This window comes from Nocardia sp. NPDC004260, from assembly GCF_053603155.1.
In genome coordinates this window covers 1-1,313 of sequence record NZ_JBSGEZ010000270.1, presented here as the reverse complement: position 1 = coordinate 1,313, position 1,313 = coordinate 1, and the positions used below count along the sequence as shown (strand labels likewise).

General features: G+C 61.1%; 1 protein-coding gene. It reads right to left on the bottom strand.

The features are described from left to right. Positions 1-98: 98 nt before the first annotated feature. Positions 99-611 carry a hypothetical protein gene (locus tag ACWEO7_RS39560; RefSeq protein ID WP_452430986.1) on the bottom strand — a complete coding sequence of 171 codons (513 nt, stop codon included), beginning with the start codon at positions 609-611 and terminating at the stop codon, positions 99-101. Positions 612-1,313 lie beyond the last annotated feature (702 nt).

Sequence of the window (1,313 nt, the reverse complement as noted above, 5' to 3'; positions counted from 1 at the left end):
CGAAAGCCTGCGCATGTCCACCCTCAGATCATCACCCACCCCGCAGACCTACACGAACACCACCCACACCTCAAACATTCAGTTCCAGGTCAATATCATTACTCCCAATTTTCCAGATAAAACGTCAGCAGGTCGGGTCTCGCTCCCGCGCTGGGATTACGACCGCTGGAGGCTCGGTCTACAGAACTGCAGGAGTGGCGAATGACTCGCACGTCATCCTTTGTCAATCCGAGGGGTTTGACCTTGGTGAACTGCTCGGCTGTCATCAGATCGTACTTTGCGGCTTTACTGGCCCAAACGATACCGTTGCTCAAGTCCGAGAACTTGGTGAACCCCCGCTGCCGCGCGATCTCCTTGGCCTGCTCGAGCTGATCTTGCACCTGCGAGGACACTGCACCACCCCCGGCAGGGGTGTGCGGTATCGCGTCCGGCGACGACATGGTCGGCTCGACGTCGGCCTTCCTGAGCATGGCAGCGCCATGCTGGTCAGAGCTCGTCGCTTCTGGCACCACGCCCTGTTGTAGAATCTCTGGGAAATCTCGATGACGCCTGGCGGTTACACCACCGAGCCTCAAGATTTTCGCGGCAAGAAGTTGTCCGGCTTCTTCCAATATTTTTACGATGCTATTTTCTCATCCTTCGATGCCTTTGCTGGCAAAAAGGCAACGCCGCCGTAGCTGTGCCCTGAATCGAACGCCTACAGGGATGGCCCCGCACGGCGGAATACCCTTCGGAGAAGATCACGCAAACCACGCGAGGCCGCGTCCACCGTCATTCATCGCCCCGGCCGCCCTGTCCTTCCTTCGTATGCATGGGGTGTTGCCGCATGCCATGAAGCGACGGCTACCCTCCGTAGTCATCGCCTGGCATCCAGAAGTGTGTTCGGTCGGCGGCAGATGCATGCCACACCGCCTGCCCAGCAGCGGGAGGGCCTCCGAGGCGGAAGCTGAACGACATCCACCCGCCGCGGCCGGTCTGGGTGCGCCTGGACGCACTCGCGCTCCGCGACCCGAGATGCTGCGGCACGCGAACGGTGCCGGTGTGGAGACGCACGGCGAAACCGCCGACACCCTCATGCACCGGATCCCGACCGCGATGGCGAGCTCCCACTTCGGTGAGATCGCCGAATCCGCCGGCCGTGAGCAGATGTCTCCTCGAGCCAGTCTTCAGCCTCGATCAGGTGATGCTGACCCGACTAAGGGTTGCCTCGTAAGTTGTTGAGCGGCAGTCGGTATCGTGTTCGCGTGGCGGTGATCTCGGCGGTCGATGCGGTGATGGTGGAGTTGTTCAGCGGGCTGCGGCCACGCAAGTTC